At 40.9% G+C, this 12497-nt stretch carries 13 protein-coding genes; 9 read left to right on the plus strand and 4 right to left on the minus strand.

Annotation, left to right across the window (positions count from 1 at the left end; all coding sequences use genetic code 11):
- Positions 1–40 precede the first annotated feature (40 nt).
- Positions 41–292, minus strand: a complete 252-nt coding sequence (locus tag V7L20_RS02015) for a hypothetical protein (RefSeq protein ID WP_334742457.1) — start codon at positions 290–292, stop codon at positions 41–43.
- A gap of 183 nt (positions 293–475) precedes the next feature.
- Between V7L20_RS02015 and V7L20_RS02020 the strand changes: the two genes are divergently transcribed.
- The 7 genes from V7L20_RS02020 to V7L20_RS02050 all read left to right on the plus strand — a co-directional run bounded on the left by V7L20_RS02020 (position 476) and on the right by V7L20_RS02050 (position 5878).
- Entirely contained in the window at positions 476–1489 is a 1014-nt protein-coding gene (locus V7L20_RS02020; protein ID WP_334742458.1) for a zinc-dependent alcohol dehydrogenase family protein, read from the plus strand.
- A 506-nt stretch (positions 1490–1995) separates the two neighbouring features.
- Positions 1996–2394, plus strand: a complete 399-nt coding sequence (locus V7L20_RS02025) for a Crp/Fnr family transcriptional regulator (RefSeq protein ID WP_334742459.1) — start codon at positions 1996–1998, stop codon at positions 2392–2394.
- The gene (locus tag V7L20_RS02030) at positions 2366–2635 is read left to right on the plus strand and encodes a Crp/Fnr family transcriptional regulator (protein WP_334742460.1); all 270 of its coding nucleotides are present in this window, start codon (positions 2366–2368) and stop codon (positions 2633–2635) included. The genes V7L20_RS02025 and V7L20_RS02030 overlap by 29 nt, the downstream gene beginning before the upstream one ends.
- A gap of 196 nt (positions 2636–2831) precedes the next feature.
- Positions 2832–3578, plus strand: a complete 747-nt coding sequence (locus tag V7L20_RS02035) for a Crp/Fnr family transcriptional regulator (protein WP_334742461.1) — start codon at positions 2832–2834, stop codon at positions 3576–3578.
- A gap of 80 nt (positions 3579–3658) precedes the next feature.
- On the plus strand, positions 3659–4369 hold the full coding sequence (locus V7L20_RS02040) for a Crp/Fnr family transcriptional regulator (protein ID WP_334742462.1): 711 nt from the start codon (positions 3659–3661) through the stop codon (positions 4367–4369).
- Between the two features lie 194 nt (positions 4370–4563).
- Positions 4564–4974: a response regulator gene (locus tag V7L20_RS02045; RefSeq protein ID WP_334742463.1), complete on the plus strand. Its 411-nt coding sequence runs from the start codon at positions 4564–4566 to the stop codon at positions 4972–4974.
- Positions 4975–5209: 235 nt separating this feature from the next.
- The gene (locus V7L20_RS02050) at positions 5210–5878 is read left to right on the plus strand and encodes a peptidoglycan-binding protein (RefSeq protein WP_334742464.1); all 669 of its coding nucleotides are present in this window, start codon (positions 5210–5212) and stop codon (positions 5876–5878) included.
- A 242-nt stretch (positions 5879–6120) separates the two neighbouring features.
- Here the strand turns inward: V7L20_RS02050 and wecB are convergent, their stop codons facing one another.
- Complete coding sequence (gene wecB / locus V7L20_RS02055) at positions 6121–7251, minus strand: non-hydrolyzing UDP-N-acetylglucosamine 2-epimerase (RefSeq protein WP_334742465.1); 1131 nt, start codon at positions 7249–7251, stop codon at positions 6121–6123.
- Positions 7252–7522: 271 nt separating this feature from the next.
- Positions 7523–7894, minus strand: coding sequence for a hypothetical protein (locus tag V7L20_RS02060; protein WP_334742466.1), 372 nt, complete (start codon positions 7892–7894; stop codon positions 7523–7525).
- A gap of 1129 nt (positions 7895–9023) precedes the next feature.
- Here V7L20_RS02060 and V7L20_RS02065 point away from each other — a divergent pair.
- Positions 9024–10301 (plus strand): type IV pilus twitching motility protein PilT, encoded by a 1278-nt coding sequence (locus V7L20_RS02065; protein WP_334742467.1) that lies wholly within the window; start codon positions 9024–9026, stop codon positions 10299–10301.
- A gap of 213 nt (positions 10302–10514) precedes the next feature.
- Positions 10515–11282 (plus strand): circadian clock KaiB family protein, encoded by a 768-nt coding sequence (locus V7L20_RS02070; protein ID WP_334742468.1) that lies wholly within the window; start codon positions 10515–10517, stop codon positions 11280–11282.
- A gap of 305 nt (positions 11283–11587) precedes the next feature.
- Here V7L20_RS02070 and V7L20_RS02075 read toward each other — a convergent pair whose 3' ends face one another.
- The gene (locus V7L20_RS02075) at positions 11588–12493 is read right to left on the minus strand and encodes a M23 family metallopeptidase (RefSeq protein WP_334742469.1); all 906 of its coding nucleotides are present in this window, start codon (positions 12491–12493) and stop codon (positions 11588–11590) included.
- Positions 12494–12497 lie beyond the last annotated feature (4 nt).

Raw genomic sequence — 12497 nt, forward strand, 5'->3', positions numbered from 1 at the left:
ATGAATAATTTTCGGGCGAGTCCAATCAGTTTTCCTATTGCTAGTTGAATAACATTACCGTTTTTTCTTTCCCCAAAGTAACAAAAGAGGGATTATAGTAACGTCGGTGCCGACAGCCAATGCAACTGGCGTTAGCGTCCCTTGCACGTCTGGTACAGAAGCGGTAGATTTTTGAGGTTTTGTCGATGGGCGATGGGCTACGCCCCACTGTAGGCGATCGCAATCCTGATTTGATGATATTAATATTACAGCTATTTTCAGGTAAATAGACCACGCCGTAGGGGCATAGCATTGCTGTACCCTTACAACAGATGTGGTTCAAATAGTTGAATTGTGCTGTAAATAAAACATTTGAAGTGAATAAAAACATGTAAAAATCGAAATTTCATATTAGAGCGTAATTATTGAAATATTTGTGTAGAAAAGCAGCATACAATTTCTTTACACTATGATCTTTGGCAAAAGGAGTCCGCCAATGAAAGCTTATGAAATTCAAAGCAACGGCGGGATTGATGCCCTGGTATTAGTCGATCGCTCTGAACCAAAACCCGCAGTTGGACAAGTTCTCATTCAAGTCAAAGCAACATCCCTAAATTACCGCGATTTACTTGTCGCTGAGGGAGCTTACGGTGCTGGACAGAAATATCCCTTAATTCCCCTGTCTGACGGTGCGGGGGAAGTCGTGGCGGTAGGGGAAGGTGTGACACGGGTGAAAATAGGCGATCGCGTCGCTGGTATTTTCTTCCAAGACTGGATTTATGGCTCTTTAACCAAAGAGAAAATGAAATCCGATCTCGGAGGCGGTATTGATGGAATGCTAGCGGAGTATGTCGTATTACACCAAGATAGTTTGGTGATATTACCAGACTATTTATCCTATATTGAAGGCGCAACCTTACCCTGTGCAGCAGTCACAGCTTGGCATGGATTGGTGACAAAAGGCAATATCCATGCAGGTGATAGTATTTTATTACTCGGTACTGGAGGAGTTTCAATTTTTGCTCTCCAGTTTGCCAAGATACATGGTGTTAGGGCGATTATTACTTCCAGCAGTGATGAGAAATTGGCACGAGCTAAACAGCTTGGTGCTGACGAAACAATCAACTACAAAACAATACCAGATTGGGAAAAGCAAGTTTATCAATTAACCAATCGCACAGGTGTAGATCATGTAGTTGAGGTAGGCGGTGCAGGTACTCTGCCAAAATCACTACAAGCAGTCCGCATTGGAGGACGTATTAGCTTAATTGGCGTATTGTCAGGTAGAGGAAATGAAATTGACCCTATGCCAATACTCTTTAAAAGTTTAACAGTTCAGGGAATTTACGTTGGCAGCCGGGAAATGTTTGAGGCGATGAATCAGGCAATGCAACAGCATCAAATCAAACCAATTATTGATCGAGTTTTTCCATTCACTGAAGCACGAAAAGCATATCATTACCTCAAAAGTGCGGCTCACTTCGGTAAAGTGGTAATTTGTAATTCGTAATTCGTAATTCGTAATTCGTTCCAATGCTCCCAATGGGAATGTTTATCAGGAGGCTTGTTAAAACAGACCATAACATTTTCTCAGTCGTTTAAAGACGACTTTTGTTTGCTATTAGACTTAGAATTTATTCTGAGGCAGGCTATTTTGCTATGCAATTTGTATTATTTTGTTCTTAAGCTTTAGATAGATGCTTTAGCGGTCTATACCAAATTTTTTGAGATACATCAGGATTTTTTTGCTCCTGTAAATAACTGATTTAATTATGTTATATTATATATATGAATATAATCTTTTCTTAAAACTTTTTAAGAAATACACCTTTTGACATATATATAGGATTCAAATTCTTGATTTTTCTCCTTATGCCTAGAGTTGCCTTTTCTACAAATGGCTACATTTAGGATAATTCCAATGTCATTAGATAAAATACTCTTGAGCAACCAGCAAATAAGTTACTTGCAGCTCTGCCAGTCAGTGATTATCAGCGTCTTGTTCCCCACCTGAAGTTGGTTTCACGATCAAATCAGCAAGTCCTTTACCATACAGGCGAACCGATTACACAGGTCTATTTTCCTAATAAGGCAGTGGTTTCTATTGTCACCACTATGGAAGATGGCTCGACAGTGGAAGTTGGTTTAGTGAGCAATGAAGGTATGGTGTGTATACCCGTAATTTTAGGAGACACTACCACAATCACAAATGCTGTTGTGCAGATTCCAGACACTGCCATGCAAATCGATGCAGATATACTCAGAAGCCAGTTTAAGCGGGGTACAGCGCTTCAAAGCTTAATGTTGCGCTATGTGCAAGGTGTAATACACTCAAATAGTACAAGAATCTGCCTGCAACCGTCTTCATCAGCTAGAGGAGCAGCTGGTGGCTCGTTGGCTGCTGACAGTTTCTGACCGTCTGGAATCAAAGGAATTTCCGCTTACCCAAGAATTTATCTCACAGATACTAGGTGTACATAGTGCTGGTGTCACCCAAGCAGTTAGCACCCTGAGGCTAGCTGGAATGATCGCCTACTACCGTGGTCAGATTAAGATCCTGAATCGAGAGGCTTTAGAAAAAATTTCTTGTGAATGTTATCAGATTCTAGAAGATGAATTTGTTCGTTTATTGGGCAATAAGCCTAATAAACGGTGAAAATAAGTTTTTTTAAGTTTCTATGTGTGGAAGCGCACAGACTTAAACAGATGTGTTCATTTAAACTTTTTTTAAATTGTTCCTGTGTTTCTTTAGCGAATACACCCTTTGAAATTAGGATCTGATCCTTAAATCTTTCCCTTGTGCGCTGAGTTGGCTTTTCTAAAGTCACCTACTTTAAGGAGAGTGGCTTCTCATGTCATTAGATGAAAATATCTTTCAGCAACCATCAAATAAGCTGCTCGCAGCTTTGCCAGCTAATGAGTATCAGCGTCTTGTCCCCCATCTAAAGCTAGTTTCGCTCGAAGTTCACCAAATGCTTTACGAAGCAGGCGAACCGATCACACACGTCTATTTTCCTGACAACTCAATGGTTTCTATAGTTGCCATTATGGAAGATGGCTCAACGGCGGAAGTTGGGATAGTGAGCAGTGAAGGCATGACTGGTATCCCGGTAATTTTAGGAAACAATACCACAATCACAACATCATTTGTGCAGATTTCGGGCACTGCTATGCAGATGAATGCAGATGTACTTAGAGCCGAGTTCAATCGGGGCGGAGCGCTTCAAACCCTGCTGCTATGCTACGTACAAGCTATATACTCAGAACTGGCGCAAGCAGCTGCCTGTAACCGTCTGCATACACTGGACGAACGGCTGGCTCGCTGGTTACTGACAGTCTCTGATCGTGTAGAATCAGAAGATTTTTTCCTCACGCAAGAATTTATCTCCGAGATGCTAGGTGTACGTCGTTCTGGCGTTACAGTTGCGGCTAGCACCCTTAGCCAAGCCGGAATGATCAGTTATAAACGCGGTCATATTAGCATCCTTAACAGAGAAGATTTGGAAGCAACTTCCTGCGAGTGTTATCGAGTCATACAAAATGAATTTGCTCGGTTATTGGGCAAAATGCCCAATAACCGAGCCAAAAAATTTTTTTGAGTTACGTGTGCGAAACCGAACAAACTCGCAAAAGTAACTTGATTTAAAGTATTTTGAGCAAGTTTATTTTTTAATGTTCAGTGACTGAAAATACTCTTAAGCCGCAAGTAATTTATTTACTTGCGGCTTTGCCAACTAGTGATTATCAGCGTCTTGTTCCACACCTGAAGTTGGTTTCGCTTTCGACTCGGCAAGTCATTTACGAACCAGAAGAACCGATCGCACACGTCTATTTTCCCCAACACGGAGTAGTTTCTTTAGTCGCTAGTATGGAAGATAGCTCGATGATGGAAGTTGGGATAGTCAGCAATGAAGGGATGTTAGGTATCCCAGTAATTTTAGGAAGCAACACAACAACCATTAAAGCGTTTGTGCAGGTTTCGGGTGCTGCTATGCAGATGGATGCAGATGTACTTAAAACCGAGTTAAATCAGGGTGGAGCTATTCAAAAGCTGCTGCTGCGCTATGTACAAGTTGTACATACTGAATTGGCGCAAGGATCTGCCTGCAACCGTTTTCATACCGTAGAGCAACGGCTGGCTCGTTGGCTATTGACTGTCTCTGACCGCTTGCAATCAGAGGATTTTCCACTCACACAAGAATTTATTGCCCAGATGCTGGGTGTACGGCGCTCCAGTGTGACAGTGGCGGCTAATACCCTGAGCCGAACCGGAATGATTCGCTACCAGCGTGGTCATATTAGCATCCTCAACCGAGAGGATTTGTCAGCAACTTCCTGCGAGTGTTATCGGGTCATCCAAAACGAATTTGCTCGGTTGCTGGGGAATTAGCAAGGCGCGTAGGCGTAGCCCGTCGTAGACATCGTTAGTGAGTAATTTTAAATTATTATGTCCGACACCGGACAGACACTTGCTAGTTAGTTCCTTTAAGATTTAGTAAAGTAGGCATCAAATGGCATTTACAAATACATCCCATTTGATGCATTTGCAACTCCAAGTGTTCCAGCTACACGACGGTGAAAATAATGTCCAATCAGTCGATGTCTTTTAAAAGTCTGCGATTGCTCGTTGTGGATGACGATGCTGATACGAGAACCTTACTTACTTTCCTATTTGAATTAGACGGAGTAGAGATTATTACAGCTGCTTCGGCAGGTGATGCTTTAGAAATAATGTCATTTTTTAAACCAGATATCCTGATTAGTGACATTTATTTACCTGATGAGAACGGCTACTCACTGCTCACGAAGGTCAGAAATTTAGAAGCAAAGCGAGGGAGAAAGATTCCAGCTATTGCTCTGACCGCATCTGCTTTAGACGAAGACCGTAATCGTGCATTATTAGCAGGTTATGATATATACCGATGTAAGCCGATAGACTTAGACGAATTAGCTTCTACGGTTGCGAGTTTAGCTAGACTCGAACAATACGCTTGACATATTTGGATACATAAGGAATTGCTATATTCATCTGTAGCTGATTGCTCTTAAAGTCTAAACTTGTTACGAATTATCAATAATGATAATCATTCGTTATTTGATTCTTTCTTAATTGCGTTACCGACAAAAATATTTTGACAATACAGGGATATAAAATATACTAAGAGTAAATACAGAGAAAACTGAAATAGTTTTCTGTGAGTACTCATTTTTTCATATAAAGGGGTGCATTATGGAATATCTTGCTTATTCTCAGATGTTTATTGCTCAAGAAGAGGCATCTCGAAACACCAAATATAATCCGTCTAAATCTCAAGTAGATAGCAAAAAACCTCTTACATCTTCTAATATAGTTCTTACTGAAGAAGAGGCATCTAGAATCACCAAACCTAAATTCAATTGGAAAAAACTTCTTAAATCTTCAGCTTGGTTAGCTTTAGCTGGTGTTGGTGTATTACTTATTGCTGCTGCCCAAATTCAAATTAGTTCGGCTGCTTATGTCAAGACTAACGGCAGTTGTTTGCGTATCCGTACAGGCCCAAGCACCAACTACTCTTATGTAGATTGTGTACCAAATGGTGCAACACTTCCTGCTATTGAAAGGTATGAAAACGGTTTTGCTCGGCTTTCTACAGGTAGATACGTTTTTGCTCGATGGGTTGGTGATAGACCTAACTATGCTCCTGTGATTAGACCTGGTGGCGTTGGCGGTTCAATTATTCTTACCCCTGGTTCTAGAGGTCTGCTTGTAAGAGACGTTCAAACAGCTTTAGGTAATCTCAGAGTTGATGGAATTTACGGTCAAGAAACGGTTAACCGAGTCCGAAGCTTTCAGGCAAGTAAAGGTCTACTTGTAGATGGTGTTGTAGGGCCAGAAACTAGATTAGCTTTGGGTATTTAGCCAGAAGTCACCCTTTGAAAATTTCGTTTCTAAATTCTACCTGTTTTCTTGTGGCATGGAGAGAAGTCAGAAGTTCAGGAACTTGGATGGAGACTGCGGGATAAATCCCGCTACTCGTTTTCATCACCTACCTAAAAGCAAGGGGCTTTCAACGACTTTTTCTGTAAAAATGAAAAACCGGGGTAAAAGCCGATTTTTGCACCCTAAAAAACAGAAATTTTGCATTTGTTTAATCCACGTTCCTAAGTTGATGCTTCTAATGAAAGACCCAAGTATTTTTGTACAATCTGCAAGATGCGCTCTGCTGCATGACCATCCCCAAAAGGATTAATTGCATTTGCCATTGCTCGATAAGCATCTGGGTCACTAAGTAACTCAGCAGCAGCTGCAAAAATATTCTCACTCGTAGTGCCTACAAGTTTGGCTGTACCGGCTACAACAGCCTCTGGTCTTTCTGTGGTATCTCTTAAAACTAATACTGGTTTTCCCAAGCTGGGGGCTTCTTCTTGCAACCCACCAGAGTCAGTGAGCAAAAGATGCGATCGCTCAATTGCACCCACCAATTCCCCATAAGTTAGAGGATCTGTCAAGAAAATTCGGGGATGATTCCCTAAAAATTCTCGCAATGGAACTCGCACTATGGGATTGCGGTGTAATGGTAATAGCAAAGCTGTATCAGGAAACTTGTCTAAGATTTGTAAAAAGCCCTGAGCGATCGCTAACAGAGGTTCTCCCCAATTTTCCCGACGATGAACTGTTGCTAATATAACCCGGTATGACTCCCAGTCTAAGCCTGGTACATTACAAACTGCTTGGGTTGCAGCTACATTCAACAGCGCATCAATTACCGTGTTACCCGTCATGTGAATTTCACCCAAAACACCAGAACGGTGCAAATTTTCCACAGCCCAAGGAGTCGGTGCAAAGTGCAACTGAGTAATTTGAGAAATCAATCGTCGATTAGCTTCTTCTGGGTAAGGATTTAAGATATCATCAGTTCTCAAACCTGCTTCTACATGACCGATAGGAATTTTTTGATAAAAAGCTGCCAAAGCTGCGGCAAAAGCTGTAGTAGTGTCTCCCTGCACCACTATTAAATCTGGTTTTTTCTCTTTAAATAACGCTTCTAACCCTTGTAAACTACGGCAGGTAATATCATTTAGAGATTGCTGAACCTGCATAATTTCCAAGTCATAATCTGCCTTGATGTTGAACAGCTGCATAACTTGCTCAACCATTTCTCGATGCTGTCCAGTTAGAATTACTTGCGACTCAAAACTTGAAGACTTTTGGAAAACCTGAATCACAGGAGCTAGTTTAATCGCTTCTGGACGAGTACCCAAAATAATGCAAACACGTTTTTGATTAGTCATTAGTCATCTGTAATTTGCCAATGGTCTATAGTCAATGGTCTATAGTCAATGGTCTATGGTCAATAGTCGGCGGTCAATCATTACATAAACCATAAATATAAATGGATAAATCACACAAAATATAAAAAAACCCGGCTTAACCGGGCGAATGCACTGTTTGTCGAATTCAACTGTAATGACTATTTAATCTCACAAGTTAAAATTATAAAAAGCATGAAAAAACCCGGCTTAACCGGGCAGACGCACTGTTTGTCGTATTCACCTGTAATGACTATTTAATCTCACAAGTTAAAGGGCAAGCAGCGTAAACAGTAGTCTGCATTTGGTCTGCCTCTCCATGCAGCCAGCTTAACCATTTGATTTCACTAGGATGAACTCCTTTAACAGTTAGTACACCCGCAGCCAATACAACTGCCATGACATTAAACATGATTAAAGCGCCTGCTACAAGCAAAACAGCACTAACAGGCATCACAGATTGTAAGATGATCGACAACAGACATCCGACTGTAGCCATCAAGACAACTAGTGGAAAACCGACCACCAACAAACATACTGCTAATGTAAAAGTCCATATTAAAAAGCTTTTAATCATCAACAAGGAGTAGGTCTTTCCTTGATTAGAGCTTTGAGCAGAAACCATGACTTTTCCTCCCAGAAATACACAACGAATTTTAATTTTTAGTCATCTTTCGCTTTTGGCGAGTAAACTGATTTTGTTTATCAGTGAAATTCAGTATATAAAAACTAATTGGGAAAATGAGCATTTATTTACTAAACTTTACAGTTAATTTTTTGTAATTATGAATTAAAAGTCAACGTTTATATCTATGTCAAACAAATTGTTTTATGCATCTGCCTTCAGATATATAAGCTAAAAGGTATCAGCTTTTAACCTTGATTTCCAAGATATTACTCTTATTTTACTTAACATTTATTATAAAAATTAGTATTGGTTCTCATAATTCATGGATGGGCTGAAGAAATGATTTGCTAGTGTTTGTGCAGTTAATTGCTGGCAATTCGTGTCCATGCATGGGATAAATTTCTCATCTAAGGGCTGAAAATATTTATCGAACAGAATAGAGATGTCAGTCGTCAGAATTCAAAATGAATTTTGTACGAGTGGCAGATGATTGAAGAAGGCAGCTATGCTGAGGGCAGTGTTTCGACTACGCTCAACAACTGGGCAGAAGGAACAAATCACTTATGAGATTCAGACTCATCCTGACTTGGAGCTACTGAACAATAGTTCAGTAGGGGTTTTAAACCCTTTCTCCCTACAGTCACGGGCACAAAGCAGAAATCAGAATTCCCAACTGAGCCTCCCGCCTCCTGCCTTCTGCCTTTCTTGATAACCAACGTTTTTGCACCCCCACCAAATCGTAGATTTGGTGGTCAACAAGAAAGTCAAGGATTCAGACCCGCGACTGATTTATTCTGACTTCTGAATTCTAAATTCTTCTTCAATTTTTACAAAAGTATTATAAATTACTATATAACCTCTGTATTTATTCTGTAGGAGTTTGAGTCATTCCGTGTGTTAAACCAGTGTAGATAGCTTAAATACTTTATCTAAATAATCTGAATAGTGGAATTTCAGAAAAAAAGATACCAATTGAGGTGGATAAAGTGGATTGAACATGGTTCTAAAGTTTCAATCGCCTCCCATTACCACTAAAACTCGCGTGCAAGCATTCTCCAAAAGTCATCAAAGTAAGTGACTTGACTTCTTGTTAATTCAACTTTTTAACTGCCAAATGTGAAGATATATGACACAATTACAGTCTCCATCAAATTCTAATTCTGCTGCCGGACGTAACCTGCCACCAATGCCCCCACCACCACCGCCAACCTCTAGTACCCAGAAGCAGATAACACAAACATTGGATATGTCAATAGATAGGAGTAGCAACGCTCCTGTTGCAGGTCATCGTCCGGTTAGTCCACCGACGATACCTAGTTCAATTCCTCTTAAAAACAGCAGTCCACAACTGACTTTAGCGAAGTTAATCAGAGAAGCTTTTGATCAGGGATATTCTGACATTCACTTAGGTGTGGGTGAAGTACCCCGCTTCCGCAGCCGAGGAGAAATTCAACCAACGGATTATCCAGAAACAGATAAAGAAGCTTTTATGAGTTGGTTACGGGAAGTGATGAGTCAAGGGGAAATTCAGCGCTTTGAAGAACACTTAGAATTTGACGGAGCAACTCAATATGACTTTGCTCGCGTGCGGATTAATGTTTTTGGCTCCCTTAAAGGGCCTGCGATGGTGTTGCGGTTGATTCCGTTAAAAATCTTAACTATGGAACAGTTGAGATTACCCCCAGTTTTTCGGGATATTTGCCATCATCACAAAGGTTTAATTTTAGTGACTGGGCCTACTGGTTCTGGTAAGTCCACCACAATGGCGGCGATGGTTGACTACATCAATAAGGAGATGGCCAAGCATATCATCACCATTGAAGACCCAATAGAATTTATCCATCAAAGCCGCAAGTCTTTAGTCAAACAACGGGAAGTGGGAATGCATACCCGGAAATTTGACAACGCTTTGAAAGCAGCTTTGCGGGAAGATCCAGATTTGATTCTGGTGGGGGAAATGCGGGATAAGGAAACAGTCAATACCGCCCTAAAAGCCGCTCAGACTGGTCACTTGGTTATGGGAACTCTGCACACCAATAGCGCTGTCAAAACCATTGAGCGGATTCTCAATCTTTACTCTGGTGACGAACAGGATGCAATGCGAGTGGCAATTTCTGAGTCTTTGGTGGCAGTAATTGCCCAAGGTTTGTGCCGCACAACTGACGGGAAGCGAGCTGCTTTCCACGATGTGCTAATTAATACTGAGGCTATTAAAGAATGGATCAAAGACGGTAAGTATGATGAAATTGGCGAGTTGATGAAACAAGCTAGCTTTGACGGCATGGTTACGATGAATCAGTCGTTACTCAATCTTTATCAAGACGGTCGCATCACTGAAGAGACTGCTTTGGAAATGTCACCAACTCCTAACGAAATGGCACAGTTTCTCAGAGGTCGAGTTTAAGATTGGCATGGGGCATGGGGCATGGGGCATGGGGCATGGGGCATGGGGCATGAGGCATTGGTTATTAACTATTCTCCCCTGCTTTGCCTAGTCCCTAATCCCTAGTCCCAAATCCCTAGTCCCCAATCTCAAATATCTTTGTCATCCTGGTTGCGGTTATAGCTAAGGTAAAAGGTAAAGAGAGAATTTTTTACTTTTAGCTTCCTAACCTCTGTGAATAATTTGACAACAAACAAACTATCTACACCCCAGTTATTTAAAGGCATTGCCCTATTTACACCTGGAGGAGATTTAATTTACTGCATCGACCCTAGCAAGCAAGGTCGATGGCATTTGCATTTATGTTCGGCTTTGCAAGAAATCTTAGATTTACCAGAGTCACCGCACTTTTTAGTGCCTTGTTATACTGCAACTATTGACCATTGGTTAGATCCACGCACTCAACAAATGCGTACTTTTGCTGAAGCTTATCCGGCTGTAATTAGACATCAAGCTTTGCTTAATGCCATTTTTGGTACAGGGGAGTTAGTGTGGCAAGCTGCTCCTTGGCAAGAGGGGTTGTGCGATCGCATGGTCTTAACAACTTATCGTTCCTCGTTCCCGCAGCTTTGGGAAGATCACGATTTAATTGTCCGTCTAGACCTTTCTGAACCTGTACCAAAATACCACCAACCAGTAATAGTACAAAAAAAAGAAGCCAGCACACAAGGCTATGTTCTGCGATTGTTTGTTGCAGGACATAGCAGTACCACCGAACGCATTCTGCAAAATTTACACGAATTGTTGGAGCGATCGCTGGGACATCCTTATACTCTGAAAGTGATTGATGTTTTAACTCATCCAGAACAAGCAGAACTCAATCAGGTTTCTGCAACTCCTACCCTTGTCAAGGTTTGGCCACACCCAATTCGGCGAATCGTTGGAGAGTTGGATCATGTAGAAAAGATTTTACAAATGTTAGCTGCTAAGGAAAAATTTTAAGTTTTATAACGATAACTTTATAAAAAGTGCGTAGGTGTAGCCCAACCCAGGCATTGCTTTAAGTAGATTACGTGCAAGCAATGCCTGCGACGATAACCCCACAACTCATCAACCGAATTTAAATTTATTAACATAGCTTGAAGTATTAGCGCCAGCTTACTTAGCAATGAAAAATTGCAATTAATCAAAATCATTATTAAGGATTGAAACTGAGCAGCGAGATGATGGCGTTGCTCTTAGAATTGCAATTAATCGAAATTCCTATTCAAGATTTAAATTTTAAATTGTATTATGATTAATAATTGCTAGTTTAAAATATAAAACCTTTCAGAACGCATCTGAGTACCATTTCGCCAAACTTCCACTTTTTCAGGGCTGACTAAATAATAAAAGCTACCATTATCTGCTCTATATCTGCCTTTGCCAATATTTAAAGCTGCGATTTTTATAGGCTTGCTTGGGTCTTGTTTCAACTGCCCAATATAAAATAACTGACCATTTTCTTCACAGACTTTTACACGAATGCTTGCAGTTTCACCCTCAATCATGGTAACTCCATTGCATTTAGTATCAGTGCTAACAGGTGCAAAACTTATGGGAATTGGCTGTGAAGGTGAAACTTGCTTTGCTAGTGGGAGTATTGAGACTGGGTGGTTCTGGTTATCCACTTGTTGAACTTTAGCAGCAGAAGCAACACTTGCAGTTAAGGATGTTAACACACCAAGGGGGTCAACTGCTATTCGACCATTTGGATGAACTTCAAAGTGCAGATGAGGCGCTGTACTATTGCCTGTAGATCCCATCTCAGCAATAATTTGACCTTGAATAACCTGTTGACCCTTGTTCACCAACAAACGGCGATTGTGACCATAAACAGTGATACTGCCGTCAAGATGTTTAATAGTTATAGCATTGCCTAATCCCCAGTTATCCCAACCTGCTTTGATGACTGTACCAGATGCAGCAGCAACAATAGGAGTTCCAGATACTCCTGCAATATCAATTCCTTCATGTTGATATTTGCGGAAGCCTTGAGAAATAAACCCTTGAGTTGGCCAGATTAAGTTAGAAGCAGGGATAGGAGTTTGCCTAATTGGGGAATCATCTGCTAACTGTGTTAGAGCAGATGTAGTTGTACTTAATACGGCGGTTAAGGATATTAACGCAATTAGTCCATAAGTGCGGTATCTATAAACGGTAACTTTTTTCATAAGT

Source organism: Nostoc sp. (assembly GCF_036916735.1).
Taxonomy (GTDB): domain Bacteria; phylum Cyanobacteriota; class Cyanobacteriia; order Cyanobacteriales; family Nostocaceae; genus Nostoc.

Excerpts from the sequence above, each read along its gene's own strand:
- V7L20_RS02075 (WP_334742469.1), bottom strand. The coding sequence starts at position 12,493 with ATGAAAAAAGTTACCGTTTATAGATACCGCACTTATGGACTAATTGCG.
- V7L20_RS02065 (WP_334742467.1), top strand. The coding sequence starts at position 9,024 with ATGACACAATTACAGTCTCCATCAAATTCTAATTCTGCTGCCGGACGT.
- V7L20_RS02060 (WP_334742466.1), bottom strand. The coding sequence starts at position 7,894 with ATGGTTTCTGCTCAAAGCTCTAATCAAGGAAAGACCTACTCCTTGTTG.
- V7L20_RS02020 (WP_334742458.1), top strand. The coding sequence starts at position 476 with ATGAAAGCTTATGAAATTCAAAGCAACGGCGGGATTGATGCCCTGGTA.
- V7L20_RS02050 (WP_334742464.1), top strand. The coding sequence starts at position 5,210 with ATGGAATATCTTGCTTATTCTCAGATGTTTATTGCTCAAGAAGAGGCA.
- V7L20_RS02035 (WP_334742461.1), top strand. The coding sequence starts at position 2,832 with ATGTCATTAGATGAAAATATCTTTCAGCAACCATCAAATAAGCTGCTC.
- wecB (WP_334742465.1), bottom strand. The coding sequence starts at position 7,251 with ATGACTAATCAAAAACGTGTTTGCATTATTTTGGGTACTCGTCCAGAA.
- V7L20_RS02045 (WP_334742463.1), top strand. The coding sequence starts at position 4,564 with ATGTCCAATCAGTCGATGTCTTTTAAAAGTCTGCGATTGCTCGTTGTG.
- V7L20_RS02015 (WP_334742457.1), bottom strand. The coding sequence starts at position 292 with ATGCTATGCCCCTACGGCGTGGTCTATTTACCTGAAAATAGCTGTAAT.